We start from the raw sequence: 21,333 nt of genomic DNA on the forward strand, positions 1-21,333 counted from the left end.
CCCACTGTTCAGGTATCCCCCCATTATTCCCCCACATCAGCCAGTCGGATCTCTTCACCATCGAGAACAATCAATTGTTCTCGCAGCAGCTTTTCAAGCCAGCGGGAAAATTTCTTATCCACGTTCATACCTCTGGCACGCAGGTCGTCGCGCAGCAGTGCCCGCGTACAGGACTGGTTCCGACTGATACGCTGATTTATACATTTCCAGAGAGCGGCATGGTTATGCGTCATATAGGGCACACCGGATGTGGCGGGACTGTCATTGTCGTCCGGTTGCCGGGGCACATCATTCAGCACCAGAGATGTCACTGGCTCACCATCATCATCAATACAGATTTCCGCTTCACTAAGGTCGTAGGCGGTAACTTCCGGCATTTCTGCGTCTTTCATTTTGGTACAGCTCAGGGTGATGGCGTTGCGGCGACCTTCACGACGAACATTGAACTCCGCGTCTAGTGCCGCCTGAAAGGCACTGGAGCCACGAGCACCACGGTCCTGATCCTTGCCGGAATGATGAACAATCAGCATGGTGGAATGCGTATGGTAACGAATAGCATCGCAGCCCTGAATAAACGCCCCCATATCCCGCGCGGTATTCTCGTCTGAACTGCCAAAACAACGGGCCAGTGTATCCAGGATAATCAGCCTGACCGGCATCCCTGTCAGTTGCAAAATATCCTGCGCCGCGAGGATGACTTGCTGAACGCTCCCGGGGGTGGCCGGAAATACCGGGCAGTCAACACGAAACAGATTATCGAGCGCCATCTCATCATTTACGCAAAGTTCCCAGGCGCGGATACGGCGTGACACGCCGGTTCCTCCTTCTCCGGCAATAAACAGCACTGCGCCCTGACTGACACGTCTGCCACTCCATGGTTTTCCGCTGGCAACATGACATGCCAGTGAAACAGCCAGAAAGGACTTAAACGAGCCACCTGGGCCATAAATGCTGCACAGCGCCCCGGCGGGGATCAGTCCTTTCACCAGATAGTCCTGACTGATGTTAAACCCTTCCGAGCCTCTGCGCAGCGGAAGGGAGGTGGTTAGTGCGTGGGTGAGTTCGGACATCACTATAGCCTTTAATTATTGAAGAGTTCCCGGGCGAAAGCATTACACGAAGCAGCTTTACCGTGGTGTCGGTAAAATTCATCCCAGTCGCTCATTTCATTACCGGGAGGCATCGCCAGCCTGCCATTTACGGCAATGGCCGCAGCCTGCGCATTCAATAGCCCGGTATTATTCTGGCTACGGAAATCATTATCGCCAGCCAGGATAAAGCAACAACCCGGCCACTGTGCCCGGCAGGCCACCGCAACATTTTTCAGGTTATTTGCTGACATTGCCGCGACAACAGGGAAAGGGTGAAGACAGGAGACAGCCAGTGCCGTGGCATACCCTTCCGTAATGATGAGACCTTCCGGCGGTGTGAGGTCCGGCTTCCAGGGCTCGGGAAAACCGTTATCGGTCGCCTGGTGAACCGGGCAAAAACATGCTTTCAGCAGGCTACCGGGCAGCAGGTATTTTTTCCCTCCCGGATGAATGAACTGGGCCCCCGTTAGCCGCATGCCAGTATCTCTGAGCGGCAGTACCAGCGTTCCGGCACCAAAGTGAAACCCGCCGATAGTCCGGCTGCTGTGTTCTGTCAGAAGCCACTGGCGGCGCTGCCAGCCACGTTTTGCCAGGTATGGCGCTTCGCCAGGCTGGCAGTGACGCAGCAGGGCTTTTACCCGGGCATCCATGTTTCCGGCCTGCCATTTTTCCCTGGCTGGCGGAACCAGAGGTTCCGGACTCAGCTCCCATATTTTGCGTGCCGCCCGGATCAGGTTACAACCGAAGACCCGGGCGACCAGATCCAGTCCGTCACCTGCGCCACACTGGTTACAGAACCATGTCCCGCGCCCGTCCAGGTCATCCATCCTGAAGCGATCCTTTCCCCCGCAACAGGGACAGGGGCCGTGACGATGGGCAGGTGGCACAACGATACCCAGTTGCTCATATATCATCGGCCACTGATGGCGGGCACTGGCGGTAATATCCGAAACGTAACGGCTCATTTTGCCCTCCTGTATTTTTTCCTGTCATGGACAGCCGCACGACTCTTTTCAGGCAGGCTGCTATTACTGACCTGCTGTTTGATCCATTCTTCAATGTCGCTTTCCAGCCAGGCGACATGGGTTGAGCCGATACGAATGGCAGCCGGAAATTTCTTCAGGCGCATCTGCTGATAAATCCAGGATTTTTTAAAGCCAGTTTTTTCTTTCACCTGGTGTAAACGTAAAAACCGTTGGCTGTTATTCATCATGTTTCTCCGGATAAGGCTGATGACACGATTTTGTCTTAACGCTTCATTCTGTCTGTTCTCCATATACCCGCTGGATATAGCGGCCACGGCCATCACCATGGCCGAGATCCATGGCGACCATCGCCCTGGCTTCTTTCATGCTGAGTCCCTGCTTCCGGTAGGCTGTCATCGCCTCCTGCGCCCAGGCATAGCGTAGGCTGTGAGGGGCATATGGCCCGGTTAACCCGGCACGGGAGGCGCTTGAGCGCCAGTAATTCATGGCGCTGCGCAGGTCTGGTTTATCTATAAGACGTCCGTGGCGCTGCTCTGCCAGCGGTATGGCCCGGCTCAGGATCTCCCGTAAGCGCTCTGGCTCCAGCGCCAGTGTCTTCCGGGGGCGTGAGCCTTTGGTGCCAAACACCACCTGTAGCCGTTCGTCACCACGATCAAGCGCAGCAGCCCAACTTTTCAGTGACTGACAGCACTGTACCGCTTCCTGTGAGCGCAGCCCCATCGCGCGGGCCAGCTCCAGAGTAACCGCCAGACCTTCATCCCTGCCGCGAAAATCAGCCAGTGCAGCCTGCCAGCGATCCGGCGTCAGCGCCCGGTGAGTTCCGGCCCGGCTGGCGTTACCCAGGCCAAGCGCTTTGTTGCTAATACGTTCTGAATGCGCGAATTTTTCACGCCCGGCCTGCGCAAGGATGGTGCGCAGCGCCGCCATTTCGTTCTGAAGCGTGCGCGACGTAATACCTGAATCCAGCCGCGCTTGGATATAACTCTCGATATGCGATGATTTAAGATGCTGGAGATCCTTAATCTGGATATTCAGCCTGTGCAGATGCTGGCTTAAACGTCCGGCAATGCGGATGCGGTCATGGATGGTTTTAAAACTGCCGCCAGCCAGCAGGGCGAGTTTTTCCATGCGTTGCGTAAGTCTCGGCATAGCATTTCTCCACTCAGTCCTCCGGCGCGCGGTCTGGTCACAGCGTGCTGTGTCGAAAGATACCGGTGCGCCGGAAGATGCGCGGATGAGGTATGACGGGGTACGGTGATGCACGAATGCAGCCGCCTGCCAGAGCAGGTAAATCCCCACAGGCACGATTGCCTGTCCTCCGGTATCGGTTCGGTAAAGCGGTTTTCTCCTCTGTTTTTGGGTTGAAATTCTGACAGCCGCTTTAGGTGTCAGTCGGATTGTTGCAGTGATTTTGCAGACAGGTATTGGGCTGAAGCGGTGTTGCGCACTGGCGTCACTTTCACCCGCTTACGCGTATTAAAGTGACGCCGCGTTTTACCTCTCCGGCAGGAATCTGGACGCAAAGCCTTCGGCAATGCCGTCCTGATTTCCTGCCTGCCCTCTGTCTGGTCGTTGTGCCTGCAACAGCTCAACGATAAAAGGATGTGGTCGCCTGTATCAAAGACAGACAGTCAGTTTCAGACCACGCTACTTCCGTATTGACCTGCGGGATTGATCGCCATCAGCGCTTCTTTCAGATCACCGCTCATCCTGGAACGGGAAGCTTTCGGGCGCAGCATCGCTGCTATGTGTTGCGAACAGGCTAGATCAGGAGAAAAGAAAAAGATGTAGGAAACTGTATTTGGGATTTGAAGAATTTATTTATTAATAAAATCAGTGAATAACAGAGGTATGATTATGACACCATTTCCATAATCGGCAGGAATGTTTGTTGATGCCTGGATATCACCAAAATAAGAAATCGACGGCTGGAGAAGGATGAAAAGACCTTCGGATCAAGCAACCATCAAGCAAATTTCAGAACGGCAAAGATTCTATCTTTTTGTTTTCAATAATGAAAATATAAATCACGCTTACAACCAGGGGCCAAAATCAAGCAACCATCAAGCAAATCCCCAACTACGCCCAGAATGGGATGTAGCGCATTGCCTTGGTTCCTACTGATGAATCGTATTGTTTGATACGACCTTCTTTCATTGCTTCCTTGATGATACGGCTAATCATTGCGCTGTTTTTTTCATCAACACCAAATCTTTCCCGCAGCGTGGTGTTGTTCATCGGAACCTTTTCAAGGTACTTCAATACACAATGAAGGTAAGTCGCTCTGACTTTTTCCTCATTATCCATATCCTTAAAATCGCGATGAGCAAACAAAGTGACTTTCGTATGCTCCTGATAAACTTCAAACTGAGGGGCTGGTAGCTGATAAATCTCAGTTTCAATAACAACCTTATCGATGCCACTTCCCCGCTCTTCACAGATCCCCATCCTGCGCATGAGAGAGGCTATTCTTTCATTACGGCTACGCGGGGGAGAATCAAGAAGGCGATCAATCGCCACTAAGGGTATGCCAGGATTCGAAATTTCCATGCGATCGGCGAACAACTCAAGCATTGGCCCCGTCCCGCCAATGTTGAAATCCTGGTGAATCAGCGAGTTGGCAACCACTTCTCGTATAGACAGCTCCGGATACATTCTTACTTCGCTGCGAAAAGCCTTCCCAATCACCTCATTTGATGGCAAAAGGTTATTAATATAATCAATCAAGCCTTCAAAACCGACGGCATAACCTTTATGGCCTTGTAATTCCTTTACCGTTTTAAAACGATTATTTGCATCGTACTGGATTAAACGAATGGCTTTGCGGGACAAATTTTTAAAGGCATCTAATTCTCGTGCAAAAAGTATTGCACCAAGATTGGTAATATCCCAGGACCCCGCATCATTTCTCTCAACAACAAAATCCTTTGCAAGGTAATCCATTATCGAATCTTTGTTTTCTGGTAACGGTTGAGATAAGAGCGAGAAGAACGATGGGTAGTCGATTAACTGCAACACCTCATCAATAGAGCACTTGTCCCGTGCTACGCGGTATTCCCAGGGTTTCCGATCAAAGACACGCCAGAGGGCACGCTCTTTTTCTGGATGTTTACCCAGTGGTTTTTTATAAGAGCCAATACGAATAAATTCTGTTCCCGAAAAACGCACAGGAGTATGGCAATTTGCATTTATCTCCAGAATGACAACAGCATCGTTCTCAGGTGACGAAAATTCATGAAATGTAAAATCAATCTTTGGTTCCAGGCCCTGCAACAGCCAGCTTTCCAGCTCCTGCTGTTTGTGCTTAGCGAGAGAGGGGGTGAAATCCGTACCGATTATAGAATGAGTCTCATCATCAACACCCCACACCATATAGGCTGTTGGTTTTCCAAGCAAAGCAGCCGAATTTGCCAGTGCCGAGATATACTCTCCGAGTTCTTCTGGTTTTATCGCATTATGCTTAAATTCTGCCCACTCAGTCTCTTTCGGCAATGAAACCAGCTCTTTCAGCAAAGAACGCAAACCGACTTCCTCTTTAGAAACAGACATTTAAGCACCGGATAATAGTTATACCAAGTTACAAGGATATGGCTTTAGACTGCCCATGGCAATGTTCCGCATCACATCGCCTGATTCTGAGGACAGCCAGTGAAAAGTAATCTCAATGAACGTCCTAGCCCCACTGCTGGCATAGCCTGACATTCAAGGGGTCCGTTGATATTGCGGCCAGAGGTAGTTCGTATAAGAACTGTAGACCTTACATTGACCGCCATCATCCAATAACACATAAGAATATGATTTTAAATAAAAAAACAAAGAAAACATAGTAAATATATAAACGGAAAAAGAATTTATCTACGTCCTGTTGGTGCATTACTGCATAAACAGCAAAACGTGCGTTAACCTCATGAACTTCTTCTTGAATCATCTTGCTAAATGTGAGAGCGTTATAAAGCCAGACCTAGCAATTTATGGGTTAATAGCCCATCGGGCCATGAGTCATGGTTCCGCCTAGTATTTTAGCAATGCCCGTCGTTCAGTTCGCTGAGCGGCGGCTGGGGGCCACCGATCAGCGAACTGAACGACGTGCTCAAGTAGGTTTGGTTTTTTCTTCATCCTCAAATATTAAGATGGATAAGGACCTTTCAATGTTAACCCAGCTAAAAAAAATTGGTACAGAAGTGCATAGAGCTACCAATTTATTTTCATTTTACTTTGATAAAAACAAAGTGAAGTGCCCTGGGGATGTAAAAAAATTCATATTTCTTTGTGGAGCCAATAAGGAAAGTGGTGGACCTTCCGCTAGGCGTTTAGAATTAATAAATTTTTCTGATAAATATTTAAAGAACTGCCACTTTTTTCTTGCGGAATTAGTTTTTAAAGAACTAAGTAAGGACGAAGAAGAGTCATCTTCTGATAATTTATTAGATATAGAGGCTGACCTTTCTAAACTCGCTGATCACATCATTATTGTACTTGAAAGTTATTCTTCTTTTACTGAACTAGGTGCCTTTGCATATAGTAAGCATTTGCGAAAAAAATTAATCGTAGTAAATAATACCAAATATATTAATGAGAAATCATTCATTAATATGGGCCCCATTAAGGCTGTCACTCAACAATCTATACAATCTGGATATTTTTTGCATTATAAAATGGCTGAAGATGGTGAAAGTATAGAGCGCTCAGACGGAATTGGAGAAATCTTTCCAGCTCTTTATGATATTCTTTCGAAAAATAATAGGTCAATTGCTCGTACGTTAAAAAAAGAAGATTTAGATCCCTCACGAAATTTTAACAAAGATTCCGTACGATTCATTCATGATATAATTTTTGCATGTGGCCCATTATTACAGAATGAACTAATAGAAATAATTTCAAACTTATTTGGACCGGATAGCCATTACAAGAAAGACCTACTGAAACATTTAGGGATACTGATGGCTATAAATATAATAGCCTGTAAAGAAAACCTATATTACTCTCTATATGGTGAATATTATTTTAAATATGACTTTGACATAGATAATATATCATCAATGTTTAAAATATTCTTCCTTAAGAACAGACCTGAAAGGATGAGAATTAATGGAAATATATAGCATTATTGATTTTGAAACATTGATGAGATCAGGCTTTACTAGTGAGGTAATGCGTTCACCCGAGCCACCAAAAAAATGGGATATCCCCAAGAAAAATGGCGGTGTTCGCACAATATATCATCCTGCATCAAAGGTGAAATTAATACAGTACTGGCTAATAAATAGTGTACTAATTAATTTACCTATACATGAAGCTGCTTATGCTTTCATAAAAAACCGTTCAATTAAAAAAAACGCTCTACGTCATGCTTCAGAGCGTAACAAATATTATGTGAAAATTGATCTTAAAGATTTTTTCCCCTCGATTCATTATGATGATTTCGAATATGCCTTTAAGAAATATCGGGATCACATTGATTATCCAGAGAAATTAGATTCTGAACTTCTGCCTTTAATAAAAGGGGTATGCTTTATTTCTGACCTAACTTTACCAATTGGGTTCCCTACATCTCCATTTATTGCAAATTTTGTTGCTAGAGAATTTGATGAAAAGTTAACAAAAAACCTTAACTCTATTGATAGATTAAACGCAACTTATACGCGTTATGCAGATGATATTATCATTTCAACTAATAAAAAAGGAGCAAGTAAGCAAATAATCAACTCAGTGAAAAGTACATTACGAAACATAAAGCCAGATTTTAAAATAAATCCTAAAAAAATTAAAATATGTAGTGCTTCAGGTGGAAGTATAATTGTTACTGGTCTGAAAGTATGTGATGATTTTCATATCACATTACATAAAAAGACTAAAGATAACGTTCGCCTATTACTATCTCTGTTATCTAAAGGTAACTTAAAAAAAGACGATTACAATAAACTTTCTGGCTATATTTCATATACAAAAAGTATTGACCCACATTTTTATACCAAACTAAATAGACGATTTTTCAAAGAAATTAAATTCCTTGAGAATTACCATAACAAAACAAATTAAGAACCCCACCAATTAATCTTAGATTATATGGGGGAAACGAAAGGTTGTTACATTCTCAAAAAATGGAAAACTGATTATGTATAGAAATATGTATATATTGATTCCGACTTATTAAATAAACCCTATAAATTCAGTACATTACACTCAGAAATTGACTCCTGTGATCTTCCGCCATTTGCCATATCTTCTCCATTCACGAATTCCTATATGATTCTCAGCTCAAAATTCTAAATACATCTATTTACTATGAGTAATCTTATATGAGCACAGCGCTTACTATTATAGCCATTACAGCTACTGTAATTAGTCCATTATTAGCGGTTCAAACTCAGAAATTCATTGAAAAACATTCACAAAAAAAATCATTGAAAATTGACATATTCAAACAACTCATGGCGACACGCTCTCAGAATGCCAGATTATCCAATGAGCATGTTCACGCGCTAAATATGATAGACTTAGCATTTTATGGTAAATTAAAAAAAGGAAAGACAAAGAGGAGCGATTCTGAGGGTAGAGTATTATCTTCATGGAAGCTTTATTTTGCACACTTGAATACTTCATACCCTGGTAACGATAATGCCCAGGGCGCTATATGGAATCAAACAAGTAATAATTTGTTTCTGGATTTATTATCAGATATTGCAAAAGATATTGGCTATGATTTTGAGCGAGTCCAATTACAAACAGCCACATATTCTCCGGTTGCCCATGGAGCAATCGAGAGCGATCAGATAAAAATAAGAAAAGGTTTAGCTGCAATATTTTCAGGAGAAGATGCTTTAAAAATGGAAATTATAAATATTCCAGCAAGACAGGACAGTTAATCGAGTCACTACTTATCTTGAGGCTCAATACCTAACCTCTTAAGTTCCTTTCTCCCCAAGGTTTTGAGCCAATTCCCCAAACTCATCCCTTCTGCTTTTGCCGCAGCCTCAAACTGCGCCTTTAACTCGGGTGTGATACGAATCTGGAAAGTTGGTGCTTTCCCAGATTTAGACTGATTTGGGTCGCGTTTAGCTGTTGACATGTACGTACCTTTGTATCTGGCGACCTGACTTATAAACGCCCTCGCCTGGTATTCGCAGTACCCGACGAGAACTAACCTCACCAACTATCAAGGAGTTGATTATGGCTGATTCGCATTCTACCCCAGACACCGACCAATCCGGAACCGAACGTTCGGTAATTGTGGGATATCGCCCGAATGTTTTCGACAAATCCACACCCAAAATTATTCTTTCCGGCAAGTGGCTACGCGAAGCGGGGTTTGATACCGGCCAACAGATTACCGTAAAAGTGATGAACGGTTGTATCGTCCTGATGGTCTATGGCGAGCAGGAACAACGGTTGCAGGATGAACTGAAAGAGGCCAGTCAGAAGCTGAACAGAATCGAGAGCACGCTGGCGACTCTCCAGTGAAGTGCGGCTGAACCTGCAAGCGGTACTCACAGGTTCACTTGGTGCCGGATGGCGCTTACGCTTATCCGGCCTACTTTCACAATACCCTCTGTCTGACCCTCCTCCTCATAGTGACCCCCAGAAAGATATCGACTATAATGAACGAATCGAACGATTCATGCGAAATGGTGACAATATGCATACTCTTACGGCAAATGAAGCCAAAACCCAGTTTGGCGATATGCTACTTAAAGCGCAGCGAGAACCTGTGCAAATTAACCGTAACGGTAAACCTGTTGCAGTCGTCGTTTCCATTGAGGACTATGAACAAATGGAAGCCATGAAGCACCAGTTACTGAAGGCTAAAATTCAGCGTGCTCAAAACGATATTCATTTGGGCAATACTGTTGATGGTGATGCTTTTTTTGATGAGTTGATGGATCAATACAAAGGATAAAAAGTGAGTTACAAACTTACTGGAGAAGCACAGCACGATATTATTGAAATCCGTGATTACACATCAAGAAATTGGGGCGCTAAACAGTCCAGGGATTATCTTAGAAAATTACAGGTCGTTCTCTCCCAGTTAGCTGAAATGCCAGGCATGGGTCATCATCGAATTGATGATTTTGGTGAAGATATTTACAGCTTTCCTTATGTTAGCCATATGATTTACTACAGTACACAAGACACAAATATTGTTGTACTGGCAGTCTTACACCAAAGACGAGTACCAAAAAAACATCTGGGACAACATTTGTAGCCCGCCACCTTATTTGCCGGATGGCACTTGCGCTTCTCTGGCCTACTTTCAAAATGAATTAATCCTCCATAACCAATCACCCTACTTATATATAGATATTTTAAATTGAGCCGTGGAATAATTTATTTATTTTTCTCTATTATTAATACCTTCACTATTGCAAACCAATCGTAAAAACCCTCATATATTATTTTCTCAACAAAATGGATTATTAAAATGGCAATTCCTGCTTATCTCTGGCTCAAAGACGATGGTGGCTTACTTATAAAGGGATCTGTTGATGTAACCAATCGCGAACACTCAATCGAGGTGACATCGTTTAGCCATAACCTTTACATCCCAACGGATGGCAATACAGGAAAGCTTACTGGCACACGTGTGCACGGCGCACTGATTTTTGAGAAGGAATTCGATAGCGCTTCACCTTATCTTTTTAAAGCCGTTGCCACAGGGCAAAGCTTGCAATCGGCAGAATTTAGGTGGTACGAGATCAATAATGCAGGTCAGGAAGCAGAGTACTACAACATGCTCCTCGAAGGGGTTAAAGTTGTATCCGTAACACCGATGATGCATGACACTAAAACTGTCATCAATGTTGGTCATAGAGAACAAGTACAGCTGCGTTACGATAAAATTACTTGGCATTATCTCGATGGTAACATCCAATATTCGGATGCCTGGAATGAACGCATAACCGAATAAGTGAAATCATATGGACACTATCGAAGAGCTTAACGGTACATATTTTTACAGAGGGTTTGCTAATCTTTCAGCAGGAGAACTTCTTTTCTGGATTTTCCTGGATGAAACAAGTGAACAATTTGGCGTAAATGATTACATGACCTTGGGTCTAATTTTACTTGGTCAACCTACGATCGCAACCAGAGGTAAGCCGATAGGGGCAACAGCAGGCACATCACCACTGAGCTCTCAGCTACGACACTGGTTAAATATAGAAACCAGACGTTTACCCCCCCTAACTACAGGAAGTATAAGACGATTAAAATTTGCATATGTAACAAATCTGGGCGCTTTTGTTGGAAGATGGATTCCAATATTGGGAATTGTCATAATGGCTTATGACGTGACTGCGATTTCATACAAAGCCACAATTAAATACAACACTATAGCCATAGGTAAAGATAAGCTATGGTAAGTGATAATGATGTCATCGCCTGGTACGATGAAACATTTAATAAACCCAGCTTATTCTTTAAAAAGCGTTGGCCAGTCACCCTCGATACCAGTCTTTCAACGGGAGATTATGTGTGGGCCAGTGAAACGGGCGCAGACATCATGGATGCCTACTTTGCAGCTTTCAATGTTGATTGCGCCAATTTCGATTTCTATAAATATTGGCCTATTGAGACATTCATACTTTATGCAATTTTTACCTGTAGCAGAGATGACGATGAGCCACAGCCATTAACACTCCGCATGCTGGCAGAGTCTGCAAAAGCAGGTAAATGGCTTTATGACTGAGGCTTATTGATGGATGCCATTTATCCGACCTACCGCTTCCAAAAAATAAAGCCGCCGATCGGTTAATCAGCGGCTTTTACATTACTGCATTACATCAGAAGTTATATTTCACGCCCAACATACCGCGGGTATCGCTGTAGCCTTTGTCACCAACCTGTTGAGCCACGTTGCTCCACACATTGAGGCGCGGAGTGATTTGACCTTCAACGCCGACTTTCAGCTCGCCGATATTTTTGGTGCCGCGCATGTCGTTGCTCACATCGTCCATCTTCACGCTGGTCGTCTGCGTGTTGTGGATCCAGTTGGCTTCCACGAACGGCTGAAACTCGCGAGATTTACCGTCATCGATGGCGTTATGACCGTTGATATAAGCCTTCACACCCAGACGGGTCATCAGGTTGCCATCAGTGTTGTCCTTCACGCGGGTACCGTTCGCTTCGCGGTGGTTGTCGGCCTGCACGTCCATCCACACCACCTGCGCTTTTGGTTGCAGCCAGTAGCTGTTGCGCTCACTTTCACCCAGCTTGAAGCTATAACCGGCTTCGACCGAAGCGGTTATTCCGCTGGATTTATATTTCTCCGTCGCCTGCTCCTGGCCCATCACTTTGTTATCAAACCAGTTGTACAGCGCCCAGGTATCCACATAGGTACCTGACTTGTCAGCCTCATTGGCATACCAGGTACCGTACAGCCCCACACTGTAGCCAGTAATCTGACCACGCGAATAGTAGCCGGTCAGGCTGGACTGCGTGCGGCTCTGGCTGTTGGCATAACCGGCCATCGCGCCAATGTGCCAGCGATCAAGACCATCACTACTCCACTGCGCCAGATCGCCGCCTAACTGCATCACATAGCTGTTGCTTTGGGTGTTTAGTTGCCCGCTACTCTCTTTGAAACGGGTATGCGCCCCAACGTTACGCAGCCACAAACTGGTGACTTTTTTCTCGCCAGTCAGCATGTCGGTGTACTGTGTTTCACCCAGACGGTCGTGCAGTCGGGTCATAAACAGCGTGTTAGCAGCATAGTTGTTCGCCAGATAGCTACCCGCTTCCGGGCGGTACTGCTGCTCGGTAACCGGAGGCACATCGGGTTCTTCCGGTTCAGGAATAATCGGGTCCACAGGATCGACCGGGTCTGGACTAACCGGATCAGGGTCATGCGGATCGACGGGGTCCGGGTCTTCCGGCTGAATAAAACTGGTCAGATACCAGTTGTTACCCTTCTGCACCACGTTATAGTCGTACGCCCCGGCAACAATACGGCCCGCTTTCTCAAAAGTACCGTCAGAATTACCAGCCACTTCGATAATCTCAATACCTTCAATGGTCTGCGCCCCGGCCCCGCCAATGTTATTTACCGCCACAAACGCATTACCCGCGGTGTTGCCGAGCACTTTCAGCTTGTCGGTTTCGGAGGTATCGTCATTCAGGACGGTATTGAAAACCAGTTTGCCGCCGTTCCCGGTGAAATCTTCATTGATGGTAAGCGTCTGCCACGGTTCACCGTCAGCATGGCCAAAGTTCACGACTGCTCCACCGTTCAGCGTCAGGTCAGTCAGCGTTGAGCTGTTGGTCATGTTCCAGGTTGCATCGCTCATTTTAAGCGAGATAACGCCCGTCCCGGCAGTAGCGCTGGTGATATATGACGCGCCTTCCCACAGCGAGTTATCGGTCATATTGAGCGTAATGGTGCTATTTTGCTGTGGCAGGCTGCTCGTTGCGGCAGTCGCACTGGCGGCGTGAAGATCGCCGTTGATGAGGAAGCGCCCGCCAGCAGAACCATCCACAATGCCACCCGTTTCGGTGCTGATGGCATAGCTTTCATTGCTGTGATTGCCCGCCATGGTAATGGCGGCACCGCCTGCGAGGTTTATCGCACCGCGTGAAGCTGCATACAGGCCGCGCGGGGCTTTGCTGTATGATGCCGCTTTCGCCGAACTGTTGACGTTGATTGTTGCATTTTCGCCAAGATTCACGGTCGCGTTGGTGGAATATACCGCATGTGCGCTGACGCCGTTGACCGTAATCGTCGCGTTGTTACCCAGTTCCGTTTTCGATGATGAGGCAGCATAAATCCCCGTGGAGGAAGCACCCGACGTCTCAATGGTCGCGTCATTGCCAAGCAGGATCGAGGAACCGCTCTGCCCGGTGCGAAGACCTTCTGAACTGTCACCTGTCGTCACAATGTGTGCCCGGTCGCCGACGACAATAGTATTTTTGGCCTGCGTGGCGTCTTTCATCGCGTTTGCTGTGATACCACGGCCCTGGGAACCGGTGGTTTGAATATACAGATCGTCGCCGACGTAAATGCTGGCCGAGCCTTTCCACCCCTGGCTATAGGAGTTGTAACCGGCGTTAATACCGTCACCATCCTGACCGTCGACATAAATGCTGGTACGATCCCCGGTGATGATAAAGACCGGGTTATCCGGCGTATTGGCCCCGTGTGTGCGGATACCGTCAACTTCTTTACCATTATTGGCGGCATTCTTCGACTGCGTGCGAATCGTCAGGTCGTCACCGAAAATAACGCCCGGACTACCCGTGGGGCTGTTCTGAATAACGGTAACAGAGTGCTCAAAAGCTTCAGCACCCGGTCCATTAATCGTTAATCCATTACCATAAACGGGAATAGTGCCCGCACTCCATTGGTAAACATAATTTGGCATGGCGCTGGTTTTTGCGAAATTCGCATTTGCCTGAGCTGGGATTATAGCCTGCAATTCCGGGGGCAGACTGCTCACCAGCCCGCTGGAAGGAAGACTATCAACGTCAACCCAGGCGGCATGGGTTGAAAATATCATTGAGGCCAACGCGGCTGATACCGATATAGCAATACGTGAGTAATTCCTGGGGTTTGGCATAATAGCCTCCTGCTTTTGGGCGTAGAGCGTCCGTCACATCGCCATGATGTGAAAATAATAAAATGAAAATAGATTTATAAAATATTAGAGAGAATTTTATGAATACTTAGACCCAGCTTATCTTCAAGCCGAAGTTTATATACATATATTCTTTTAATATCTATATTGTCTATCTTGGTTATTTGCTGAATACTAATTCCTGAAACAAATCGCTTCAGTAATATCATTTCCGTGTAGTTTAATGAGCGTCCGCGTTTGCTATTGGCGAGATGGCCAGTAAACAGTCGGCGGATTTTCTGATGTTGGATATCCTCATCATCGTCAGAATAAATAATACCTTGTATTTTATTACTTTTTGCAAGCCAGTAATTGGCTAGCGGCGTCAGGATCCTGTCAGATATCAGAACGATATGCATACCACTTTGCGTCAGGCGATCCACCCAGTGCGGATCGGCAAACAGGCGTAAATTTGGGAATGAAAAGTCAATAAAAATAAACCCATGAGATAAATAGTTCTGATTATTAAGCAGGAGTTTTTCGATAATTCCTGTTTTCAGAAAACGATTTCCCTCTGGCCAGATTGCAAAAGCGGCACGGTGACAGTACTGTGCTCGTACCGCAGCATCCGGAAATAATTGACAGGATAATTCACAGCTTATGCAACGAACACTCTGTAGCGGTTTTATCTTCATCAACGATGACCCCTGCTATTTTTCCCTAAATATTTCATTGGTAAATAAATGTGTCAATCCAACACATTGTGAGTTCCATGTCAGTTAATAACAGAGAGTCATTAGAAATGTTATAAACTCCTGGGGAGTAAATTAACATTGGCTATAAATAACATGATGCAGCGTAGTATCCCGACGTTTTATATCGGATTATTCGCCAGTTCATTAGGATTTTTATGCATAAACCCGGGCTATAGGATAAATCTGAATATAGCACTATTTGCTAAAACACAACCTTAATGAACGATACTTATTAATAACACAATTCTGATAACTCAATCACCCTTGTGATGCTGAGGATAAATATAATTGTCATTCAGATAAAACTGTAATGAATTCTTATTATTTCACCTTAGCTAATTCTCACCTAAGAAATAACAAGGATAACTTATTGTATTTAAAGACATTTTCAGGAAAACAAAAATTTCTTATCTTCGAACATGTACAAAGATAGAGGCGCGCTATCAATTTGCATGTAGTATTAAAAGGTGCACTACAGCACTCCGTGGTGCGTTACGTTACAGAGGGTCGGGTAATTGTACCTTATCAATCAGTTGGTCGAATTCAATCCTGATAACAAAAGCCTGGTCAACCGGCAGACCGGGCGATCAATTCAACTGCAACTTCCTGCCTCACTGTGTTTTCTCTATTTAATTACTCACGCGAGTGACATTGTTTCTCAGAACACGCTGATAAAAGTAGGCTGGGGAGAGAGAAATAATGTCACGACGACCAATACTCTCTACCAGGCTATTCTGACGCTGCGTAATGCACTGGCGGATGTCGGGCTGCCCCGAGATACGGTGAAAACTATTTCCCGCCGCGGACTTACATTGAATGAAAATACGCAGGTAGAGACAATTACGCTTTCTCCTGGTGATGTTTCTTTGTCAGCCAGTATTCCAGGAAATGACGCTTCTGAGGTAATACTCCCCCCGGCACAGACAACGCAGCTCGCGTGGGGGAACCTTTTATTTACCGCCAGCGCGGTTATCGTCATCCTGATTATCTGGCTGGTGTGGTATCAGACGCGCCCGACCATGCCGTTTAACAATTTTGTGTCCATCTCTATGCAGATTCCATCGCGTCAGAGCTGCAAGATTTATTATTCACCGAATGAGCAAGATCACGAGGGCTATTTCAGCCTGATGCAGTTACATCCCGAGCTCTGTGAAAAAAACAAACATGTGTTTCTTACCGGTTACCGTAAAGCAGAAAGAGTAGTGGCATTTGTATGCGATAAAGATGCGCGGGTTGATGCTCGCGCATTTTGTACCACCCATTATTACTGGATGCGCGAGACGAGAAATGAAAAAAACACGTAATCAGACCCTGCTCGTAGCCGTGCTGGTCGTGATGTTCGGTTCAGGTGCCTGGTTATGGCACTCGCGGTATGCAGACCAGCCACTGAATTGTGTGGGAAACGTTGAATGGAATATTGGCAACAAGCGTTTTACCGGCACAGTATCGTTTCGCATGCGCAATGATGAAGGGCTGGCGACCATCACCGGAAAGTTATATGGGCATAACACCACGGATATCAGCAGAAACATTTATTTTAGCTATACCCGGCAGCACGATGCGCGATTATTGCAGGCGATGCAGGTCGTAAAAACCTTTGCTGACACAGCAGATGAGGCCGATATCAACACGACTCTGCCAGGGTTTTATCGCCAGACCGGACGGAGTCTGAGCCTGGTGATGGAGGAGTATAAAGGCGCATGGATTTTTGCGAGTTCAAGTGTTCCCTCACTGTACTGCCGTAAAAAGTAACATCAGATTCAGATACAAAAAATACCGTTCTTCCGTGGAGATGCATATTTGTCATCATTGACTTACGAGACATGTGTCACTGAATACACCAATAACCCATTGCTATTCTTTCCCCCGAATCAGGAAACCTCCTGAATACCTTGATATTCATTGCGTAATAATTAAGCGAAATGGACGCGTTATTTCGTCCCGAAGACTTCAACAGACCAATGGATATTTGGAGAAAACGTGGGCAGGGACGTTTATCTCTCCGGCGAGCAATGTCTGACCAGTCAGACGTTTTCGCATTTCAGGAAACAATGTGTTTCCGATGTATTTATGGCGTACTTATCGAGGGATATTTAATGTTTACGTTTAAAAAGTGCCTGATTGCACTTTCTATTAACCTGGCCGTCGTTTCATCGGGTTTTGCCTGTACAACCCTGCTGGTTGGCAATGAAGCATCAGCGGACGGATCGATGTTGGTTGCCCGTAGTGCCGACAGCGATGCCCTGAAAGCTCAACATTTTGTCATTCATCCGGCAAAACAGAATCAGACCGGTGTTTACAGCACCAAAGCGCATAATGGCGCAAATGATTTTACCTGGCCCCTGCCGAAAAACTCCCTGCGTTATACCACCGTTCCTAACTGGAAAACCCAACTGCACGGCGCAACCGGGTTTAACGAAGTGGGTGTTGGCGTAAGCGGTACAGAATCTATTTTTGCCTCGCCAAAAGCACTGGCAGTCGATCCGTACGTTGAGGATAAAGGGATCACCGAAGACGATATCCCGGACATTCTGCTGTCACAGAGTAAAACCGCGCGGGAAGCCGTAGCACTGCTCGGCCATATCGTTGAAACCGCCGGTGCAGGTGAAGGCTTTGGGGTCGCCGTCGTGGATGATAACGAAATCTGGTATCTGGAGACCGGTAGCGGCCACCAGTGGATGGCGCAGAGATTGCCCAACAATCAGTACTTTGCCACCGGCAATCAGGGGCGTTTACAGGATTACGATCCTAAAAACCCGGACATGATGGCATCGAAAAACCTGGTTGAGTTCGCCACTGAAAAAGGTCTTTACGATCAGGCAAAAGATGGCAAATTCAACTTCTCCAAAGTCTATACCCGTGATGATGAACGCGACCGTAGCTATAACGATCCCCGTGTCTGGACCATCCAGAAAGAGTTCAATCCTTCTGTAAAACAGGATATGGCTAACGGTCGTGAATTCCCGGTCTTCATGACGCCAGAGAAGAAAATGACGCTGGATGATGTGAAGGCGGTACTACGCAATCACTATGAAGGCACCAGCCATGATCCCTATACCAACGGTCTGAACGGTAAAGAGCCGTGGCGTCCTGTCAGTGTGTTCCGTACCTACGAGGCACACGTCATGCAGGTCCGTCCGTGGTTGCCAAAAGAGATTGGTGAAACGACTTATATCGGTTTGGGTATGGCCGATCTCACCGCTTTCGTTCCGTACTACAGCGGTCTGAAAGCCTATCCGGCCAACTATACGATGGGTACAGATAAGGCGGACGATCAGTCTATCTACTGGAAATATCGTAAATTGCAGACGCTGACGATGACCGATTATCCGAAGCTCGCGCCAATCGTTAAAAAAGCCTACAAAGCGTGGGAAGATAAAGTGGCGAAGGAGCAAAAAGAGGTCGAAGCAGAATATTTGAAGATGGCGAAAACTGATAAGCCCGCCGCGGATAAGATGCTGAATGACTTCAACCTGCGCATCATGGCCGACGCCGAGAAGCTAACGGAAGACCTGACCAATCAGCTGTTCACCCTCCGCACCAAAGACATTCAGTCTGATATCTTCTTTGCTAACGCCGCGAAGAAAGACTGAGTAACGACGCGAAAATGTTCTGGCGTAAAGCGCGTATTAGCTTTGCGCCAGCATTTCACACCGCGCCTTCACCGCCTCGTGCAACAGGCGTACCGCCGTTGAAAGCTGCTTCCGATGCGGGCAAATCATATTCAGCGGGACTTTCTCTCCCTGATAATCCGTCATCAGCAGTTGTAATCGACCGTCACGCACATCTTCACTGACATCCAGCCACGACTTGTACGCTATCCCCTCACCGGCAATCGCCAGTCGGCGGATCACTTCAGCATCGTCGCTCATAATGGTGCCGGTTACCTGCACACTGCTGACCTCGCCGTTACGCGTAAACGTCCAGCGATCGTGCAGGCGCCCACGTAATACAAAGGTCATGGTATTCAGCTGTGCTAAATCATCCGGACATTGTGGCTCACCGTTTTGCAAAACCCACTCCGGAGAAGCCACCAGCACACGTCGGTTACCCGATGCAACGGGCAGCGCGATGTAAGACGCGTCTTCTGTATTGCCATAGCGAAACGCGACATCGACGGGGTCTTTAAAGACATCCGTGACCTGATCGGAGAAGAAGATCCGCAGACGCAGCGCAGGATAGCGGCGTCGAAACGACTGAAAAACCGGCAGCAACAAATTCCGCCCGAGATCGGAAGGAACGGCAATTTGCAGTGTGCCTGAAATTTCATCTTCCGGCGTCTGGATTTTTTGTAACCCGGCATGCATCACATCCAGCATCTGGCGGGCATAGGGCAACCAAACCTCGCCTTCCGGCGTCAGCCGCAGACTGCGTGTGGAACGGGCAAACAAGCGGATGGTCAACGTGGATTCCAGACGCTTGATGGCAGAACTGACCTGAGCGGGCTGGACACCAGCTTCGCGTGCGGCATCGCTAAAACTATTCAGCGCCGCGGCGCGGACAAACAACGTGAGATCTTCAAGCCGGAACATTTTCACTCCCCGAGTATAAGTCCTGTCGCCGTAGGGCTATTTTTCCCGTTCTGCTGCCGGTTTACCATCGAATTATTCAACTGATTCCTGTAACCGGAGAGACCATGAAAGCCATCGCCATTACCCGCGCCGCAACCCACGGCAACAACATTGAATTTTTACACGAGATAGATCTGCCTGTTCCGGTTGCCACTGGACATGACCTGCTGGTTGAAGTGAAAGCCATTTCCGTCAATCCTGTCGATACCAAAGTTCGCGAAGGTTTCAATGCAGACGTGCCTCGCGTGCTGGGCTGGGATGCTGTGGGTGTCGTGAAATCCGTCGGTGAAGCGGTGACATTGTTCTCACCAGGTGATGAAGTCTGGTATGCCGGTGCGCTGGGTCGAGCCGGGAGTAACAGCGAATTTCAACTGGTTGATGAGCGCATTACCGCGCTGAAGCCGCAATCACTGGATAACGCATCTGCCGCAGCCCTGCCGCTGACCGCGATTACCGCATGGGAAATGTTGTTCGATCGCCTCGGCGTAGAGGAAGACGGCAACGAAAATGATATTTTATTGATTGTTGGCGCGGCTGGCGGCGTCGGCTCTATTCTGACGCAACTGGCCAGTAAATTGACGAAAATGACCGTGATCGGCACAGCATCACGCGCAGAAAGCCAGAAATGGGTCCGTGAAGCGGGTGCGCACCATGTGATTGATCACAGCAAACCGTTAACGGATGAGCTGGCGCGGATAGGAATCAAGGACGTAACACACGTTGCCAGCCTGAATAACACCGAGCAGCACTACCAACAAATCATTGCAGCACTGGCTCCGCAGGGAAAACTGGCGTTGATCGATGATCCGCAAACGCTGGATGCACGTCCGCTAAAAGCCAAAAGTATTTCGCTGCACTGGGAATTTATGTTCACCCGTTCGATGTTTACCACCCATGACATCATTGCGCAGCACCAGTTATTAACGCGTGTAGCGCAGCTTATCGACAGTAACGTGATCCGCACGACACTGGGCAAACATTTTGGCGCGATCACCGCGGCGAATCTGCAAAAAGCCCACACGCAAATTGAAACCGGTCGCTCGGTCGGCAAGATTGTGCTGGAGGGGTTTTAACATGTCTGATTCAGAAGTAATTTCAATTATTGCGGTACTGAAAGCCAGACCGGGGAAAATCGACGCACTGAAACAGGCGCTGCAGGCCCTGCTACTGCCCACACGTCGGGAACCAGGAAATATTGAGTATGACCTGTTCCAGTTGCGCGACACGCCAGATGTATTCTACGTGCGCGAATCCTGGCGCGGTCAGGCCGGCCTGGACGAGCATATCGCTCTGCCACATTTCCAGGCCTTTATTCTGCAAATGAACGAACTGCTAGCCGAACCGCTACGGCTGGATTATCTGACGCCGATTGCACCTTGATATTA

General features: G+C 46.9%; 23 protein-coding genes. 14 read left to right on the forward strand and 9 right to left on the reverse strand.

Going from position 1 to position 21,333, the window contains the following annotated elements:
• Positions 1 to 23: 23 nt before the first annotated feature.
• The 5 genes from FDX19_RS06875 to FDX19_RS06895 form a co-directional block, all read right to left on the reverse strand.
• The gene (locus FDX19_RS06875) at positions 24 to 1,070 is read right to left on the reverse strand and encodes a helicase RepA family protein (protein WP_137382136.1); all 1,047 of its coding nucleotides are present in this window, start codon (positions 1,068 to 1,070) and stop codon (positions 24 to 26) included.
• A gap of 11 nt (positions 1,071 to 1,081) precedes the next feature.
• A complete protein-coding gene (locus tag FDX19_RS06880; RefSeq protein WP_137382137.1) occupies positions 1,082 to 2,056 on the reverse strand; it encodes a primase-helicase zinc-binding domain-containing protein in 975 nt (324 codons plus the stop codon).
• Complete coding sequence (locus FDX19_RS06885; RefSeq protein ID WP_050765021.1) at positions 2,053 to 2,304, reverse strand: AlpA family transcriptional regulator; 252 nt, start codon at positions 2,302 to 2,304, stop codon at positions 2,053 to 2,055. Before FDX19_RS06885 ends, FDX19_RS06880 begins: the two co-directional genes overlap by 4 nt.
• A 43-nt stretch (positions 2,305 to 2,347) precedes the next feature.
• Entirely contained in the window at positions 2,348 to 3,226 is an 879-nt protein-coding gene (locus tag FDX19_RS06890) for an integrase domain-containing protein (RefSeq protein ID WP_137382138.1), read from the reverse strand.
• A 930-nt stretch (positions 3,227 to 4,156) separates the two neighbouring features.
• The gene (locus tag FDX19_RS06895) at positions 4,157 to 5,626 is read right to left on the reverse strand and encodes an ATP-binding protein (RefSeq protein ID WP_137382139.1); all 1,470 of its coding nucleotides are present in this window, start codon (positions 5,624 to 5,626) and stop codon (positions 4,157 to 4,159) included.
• Between the two features lie 599 nt (positions 5,627 to 6,225).
• On the opposite strand from FDX19_RS06895, the gene FDX19_RS06900 reads away from it, so the two are divergent.
• From FDX19_RS06900 to FDX19_RS06910, 3 genes are all read left to right on the forward strand, one after another.
• Positions 6,226 to 7,179, forward strand: coding sequence for a retron St85 family effector protein (locus FDX19_RS06900; RefSeq protein ID WP_137382140.1), 954 nt, complete (start codon positions 6,226 to 6,228; stop codon positions 7,177 to 7,179).
• A complete protein-coding gene (locus tag FDX19_RS06905) occupies positions 7,166 to 8,116 on the forward strand; it encodes a retron St85 family RNA-directed DNA polymerase (protein ID WP_137382141.1) in 951 nt (316 codons plus the stop codon). Before FDX19_RS06900 ends, FDX19_RS06905 begins: the two co-directional genes overlap by 14 nt.
• Positions 8,117 to 8,376: 260 nt before the next feature.
• On the forward strand, positions 8,377 to 8,943 hold the full coding sequence (locus FDX19_RS06910; RefSeq protein WP_137382142.1) for a DUF6680 family protein: 567 nt from the start codon (positions 8,377 to 8,379) through the stop codon (positions 8,941 to 8,943).
• Between the two features lie 8 nt (positions 8,944 to 8,951).
• Here FDX19_RS06910 and FDX19_RS06915 read toward each other — a convergent pair whose 3' ends face one another.
• The gene (locus FDX19_RS06915; RefSeq protein ID WP_137382143.1) at positions 8,952 to 9,146 is read right to left on the reverse strand and encodes a toxin-antitoxin system HicB family antitoxin; all 195 of its coding nucleotides are present in this window, start codon (positions 9,144 to 9,146) and stop codon (positions 8,952 to 8,954) included.
• Positions 9,147 to 9,247: 101 nt separating this feature from the next.
• On the opposite strand from FDX19_RS06915, the gene FDX19_RS06920 reads away from it, so the two are divergent.
• The 6 genes from FDX19_RS06920 to FDX19_RS06945 all read left to right on the forward strand — a co-directional run bounded on the left by FDX19_RS06920 (position 9,248) and on the right by FDX19_RS06945 (position 11,762).
• Positions 9,248 to 9,538: a SymE family type I addiction module toxin gene (locus FDX19_RS06920; protein WP_137382144.1), complete on the forward strand. Its 291-nt coding sequence runs from the start codon at positions 9,248 to 9,250 to the stop codon at positions 9,536 to 9,538.
• Positions 9,539 to 9,713: 175 nt separating this feature from the next.
• Positions 9,714 to 9,974 (forward strand): type II toxin-antitoxin system Phd/YefM family antitoxin, encoded by a 261-nt coding sequence (locus FDX19_RS06925; RefSeq protein WP_137382145.1) that lies wholly within the window; start codon positions 9,714 to 9,716, stop codon positions 9,972 to 9,974.
• A gap of 3 nt (positions 9,975 to 9,977) precedes the next feature.
• Positions 9,978 to 10,280: a type II toxin-antitoxin system RelE/ParE family toxin gene (locus FDX19_RS06930; RefSeq protein ID WP_137382146.1), complete on the forward strand. Its 303-nt coding sequence runs from the start codon at positions 9,978 to 9,980 to the stop codon at positions 10,278 to 10,280.
• A gap of 216 nt (positions 10,281 to 10,496) precedes the next feature.
• Complete coding sequence (locus FDX19_RS06935; RefSeq protein WP_079934361.1) at positions 10,497 to 10,982, forward strand: type VI secretion system tube protein TssD; 486 nt, start codon at positions 10,497 to 10,499, stop codon at positions 10,980 to 10,982.
• A 10-nt stretch (positions 10,983 to 10,992) separates the two neighbouring features.
• Positions 10,993 to 11,436, forward strand: a complete 444-nt coding sequence (locus FDX19_RS06940) for an STM2901 family protein (protein WP_137382147.1) — start codon at positions 10,993 to 10,995, stop codon at positions 11,434 to 11,436.
• On the forward strand, positions 11,430 to 11,762 hold the full coding sequence (locus tag FDX19_RS06945; RefSeq protein WP_137382148.1) for a DUF1493 family protein: 333 nt from the start codon (positions 11,430 to 11,432) through the stop codon (positions 11,760 to 11,762). Before FDX19_RS06940 ends, FDX19_RS06945 begins: the two co-directional genes overlap by 7 nt.
• A 94-nt stretch (positions 11,763 to 11,856) precedes the next feature.
• Here the strand turns inward: FDX19_RS06945 and FDX19_RS06950 are convergent, their stop codons facing one another.
• Both FDX19_RS06950 and FDX19_RS06955 read right to left on the reverse strand, forming a co-directional pair.
• Positions 11,857 to 14,625 carry an autotransporter outer membrane beta-barrel domain-containing protein gene (locus FDX19_RS06950; protein WP_137382149.1) on the reverse strand — a complete coding sequence of 923 codons (2,769 nt, stop codon included), beginning with the start codon at positions 14,623 to 14,625 and terminating at the stop codon, positions 11,857 to 11,859.
• A gap of 74 nt (positions 14,626 to 14,699) precedes the next feature.
• A complete protein-coding gene (locus FDX19_RS06955) occupies positions 14,700 to 15,317 on the reverse strand; it encodes a helix-turn-helix transcriptional regulator (protein WP_137382150.1) in 618 nt (205 codons plus the stop codon).
• Positions 15,318 to 15,892: 575 nt separating this feature from the next.
• Here FDX19_RS06955 and FDX19_RS06960 point away from each other — a divergent pair.
• From FDX19_RS06960 to FDX19_RS06970, 3 genes are all read left to right on the forward strand, one after another.
• Entirely contained in the window at positions 15,893 to 16,681 is a 789-nt protein-coding gene (locus tag FDX19_RS06960) for a winged helix-turn-helix domain-containing protein (RefSeq protein WP_137382151.1), read from the forward strand.
• Positions 16,665 to 17,129 (forward strand): hypothetical protein, encoded by a 465-nt coding sequence (locus FDX19_RS06965; protein ID WP_137382152.1) that lies wholly within the window; start codon positions 16,665 to 16,667, stop codon positions 17,127 to 17,129. The genes FDX19_RS06960 and FDX19_RS06965 overlap by 17 nt, the downstream gene beginning before the upstream one ends.
• A gap of 344 nt (positions 17,130 to 17,473) precedes the next feature.
• Positions 17,474 to 18,970 carry a C69 family dipeptidase gene (locus tag FDX19_RS06970; RefSeq protein ID WP_137382153.1) on the forward strand — a complete coding sequence of 499 codons (1,497 nt, stop codon included), beginning with the start codon at positions 17,474 to 17,476 and terminating at the stop codon, positions 18,968 to 18,970.
• A 36-nt stretch (positions 18,971 to 19,006) separates the two neighbouring features.
• Here the strand turns inward: FDX19_RS06970 and FDX19_RS06975 are convergent, their stop codons facing one another.
• Positions 19,007 to 19,909 (reverse strand): LysR family transcriptional regulator, encoded by a 903-nt coding sequence (locus FDX19_RS06975; RefSeq protein WP_137382154.1) that lies wholly within the window; start codon positions 19,907 to 19,909, stop codon positions 19,007 to 19,009.
• 104 nt (positions 19,910 to 20,013) lie between these two features.
• Here FDX19_RS06975 and FDX19_RS06980 point away from each other — a divergent pair, with 104 nt between their 5' ends.
• Both FDX19_RS06980 and FDX19_RS06985 read left to right on the forward strand, forming a co-directional pair.
• Positions 20,014 to 21,021 carry a zinc-binding alcohol dehydrogenase family protein gene (locus FDX19_RS06980; RefSeq protein ID WP_137382155.1) on the forward strand — a complete coding sequence of 336 codons (1,008 nt, stop codon included), beginning with the start codon at positions 20,014 to 20,016 and terminating at the stop codon, positions 21,019 to 21,021.
• 1 nt (position 21,022) lies between these two features.
• On the forward strand, positions 21,023 to 21,328 hold the full coding sequence (locus FDX19_RS06985) for a putative quinol monooxygenase (protein ID WP_137382156.1): 306 nt from the start codon (positions 21,023 to 21,025) through the stop codon (positions 21,326 to 21,328).
• Positions 21,329 to 21,333: the final 5 nt, after the last annotated feature.

This window comes from Citrobacter sp. wls619 (assembly GCF_005281345.1).
In the GTDB taxonomy this organism is placed as follows: domain Bacteria; phylum Pseudomonadota; class Gammaproteobacteria; order Enterobacterales; family Enterobacteriaceae; genus Citrobacter.

What these genes read in the sequence shown, in the direction of transcription:
- FDX19_RS06890 (WP_137382138.1), bottom strand. Translation starts at nt 3,226, where the DNA reads ATGCCGAGACTTACGCAACGCATGGAAAAACTCGCCCTGCTGGCTGGC.
- FDX19_RS06895 (WP_137382139.1), bottom strand. Translation starts at nt 5,626, where the DNA reads ATGTCTGTTTCTAAAGAGGAAGTCGGTTTGCGTTCTTTGCTGAAAGAG.
- FDX19_RS06975 (WP_137382154.1), bottom strand. Translation starts at nt 19,909, where the DNA reads ATGTTCCGGCTTGAAGATCTCACGTTGTTTGTCCGCGCCGCGGCGCTG.
- FDX19_RS06885 (WP_050765021.1), bottom strand. Translation starts at nt 2,304, where the DNA reads ATGATGAATAACAGCCAACGGTTTTTACGTTTACACCAGGTGAAAGAA.
- FDX19_RS06945 (WP_137382148.1), top strand. Translation starts at nt 11,430, where the DNA reads ATGGTAAGTGATAATGATGTCATCGCCTGGTACGATGAAACATTTAAT.
- FDX19_RS06875 (WP_137382136.1), bottom strand. Translation starts at nt 1,070, where the DNA reads ATGTCCGAACTCACCCACGCACTAACCACCTCCCTTCCGCTGCGCAGA.
- FDX19_RS06940 (WP_137382147.1), top strand. Translation starts at nt 10,993, where the DNA reads ATGGACACTATCGAAGAGCTTAACGGTACATATTTTTACAGAGGGTTT.
- FDX19_RS06970 (WP_137382153.1), top strand. Translation starts at nt 17,474, where the DNA reads ATGTTTACGTTTAAAAAGTGCCTGATTGCACTTTCTATTAACCTGGCC.
- FDX19_RS06965 (WP_137382152.1), top strand. Translation starts at nt 16,665, where the DNA reads ATGAAAAAAACACGTAATCAGACCCTGCTCGTAGCCGTGCTGGTCGTG.
- FDX19_RS06915 (WP_137382143.1), bottom strand. Translation starts at nt 9,146, where the DNA reads ATGTCAACAGCTAAACGCGACCCAAATCAGTCTAAATCTGGGAAAGCA.
- FDX19_RS06905 (WP_137382141.1), top strand. Translation starts at nt 7,166, where the DNA reads ATGGAAATATATAGCATTATTGATTTTGAAACATTGATGAGATCAGGC.
- FDX19_RS06900 (WP_137382140.1), top strand. Translation starts at nt 6,226, where the DNA reads ATGTTAACCCAGCTAAAAAAAATTGGTACAGAAGTGCATAGAGCTACC.
- FDX19_RS06950 (WP_137382149.1), bottom strand. Translation starts at nt 14,625, where the DNA reads ATGCCAAACCCCAGGAATTACTCACGTATTGCTATATCGGTATCAGCC.
- FDX19_RS06980 (WP_137382155.1), top strand. Translation starts at nt 20,014, where the DNA reads ATGAAAGCCATCGCCATTACCCGCGCCGCAACCCACGGCAACAACATT.
- FDX19_RS06955 (WP_137382150.1), bottom strand. Translation starts at nt 15,317, where the DNA reads ATGAAGATAAAACCGCTACAGAGTGTTCGTTGCATAAGCTGTGAATTA.
- FDX19_RS06925 (WP_137382145.1), top strand. Translation starts at nt 9,714, where the DNA reads ATGCATACTCTTACGGCAAATGAAGCCAAAACCCAGTTTGGCGATATG.
- FDX19_RS06910 (WP_137382142.1), top strand. Translation starts at nt 8,377, where the DNA reads ATGAGCACAGCGCTTACTATTATAGCCATTACAGCTACTGTAATTAGT.
- FDX19_RS06920 (WP_137382144.1), top strand. Translation starts at nt 9,248, where the DNA reads ATGGCTGATTCGCATTCTACCCCAGACACCGACCAATCCGGAACCGAA.
- FDX19_RS06935 (WP_079934361.1), top strand. Translation starts at nt 10,497, where the DNA reads ATGGCAATTCCTGCTTATCTCTGGCTCAAAGACGATGGTGGCTTACTT.
- FDX19_RS06880 (WP_137382137.1), bottom strand. Translation starts at nt 2,056, where the DNA reads ATGAGCCGTTACGTTTCGGATATTACCGCCAGTGCCCGCCATCAGTGG.
- FDX19_RS06985 (WP_137382156.1), top strand. Translation starts at nt 21,023, where the DNA reads ATGTCTGATTCAGAAGTAATTTCAATTATTGCGGTACTGAAAGCCAGA.